Here is a 395-nt window from a genome sequence, read left to right as displayed (position 1 = left end):
TCGGCCGACACCTTCGTCCGCCCAATCTATGCCGGCAACGCCCTGGCCACCGTGCAGAGCGCCGACCCGGTCAAGGTCATCACCGTCCGCAGCACCGCCTTCGACGCGGTCGACACCGGCAACAGCGCCGACATCGAAAACATCGCTGCCGCCGCCGACACCGCCCAAAGCACCCTCACCAACCGCGAACTGACCAAATCCGAGCGGCCCGAACTCGGCGCCGCCAAGATCATCGTCTCTGGCGGCCGCGGCCTGGGCAGTGGCGAGAACTACCACACCCTGCTCGAACCGCTCGCCGACAAGCTCGGTGCCGCCCTCGGTGCCTCCCGCGCCGCAGTCGATGCCGGCTTCGTGCCGAACGACTACCAGGTCGGCCAGACCGGCAAGATCGTCGC

The 395-nt window shown here is 68.6% G+C and carries 1 protein-coding gene; it reads left to right on the top strand.

The genetic code is table 11. From position 1 onward, the window contains the following. On the top strand, positions 1-395 hold a 395-nt coding region (locus AT959_RS14775), incomplete at both ends, for an electron transfer flavoprotein subunit alpha/FixB family protein (protein ID WP_205629935.1).

It is taken from the genome of Dechloromonas denitrificans (genome assembly GCF_001551835.1).
GTDB classification, from domain to species: Bacteria; Pseudomonadota; Gammaproteobacteria; order Burkholderiales; family Rhodocyclaceae; genus Azonexus; species Azonexus denitrificans.
The sequence above is the reverse complement of the archived record's forward strand: the minus strand, read 5'-3'. Positions and strand labels throughout refer to the sequence as shown.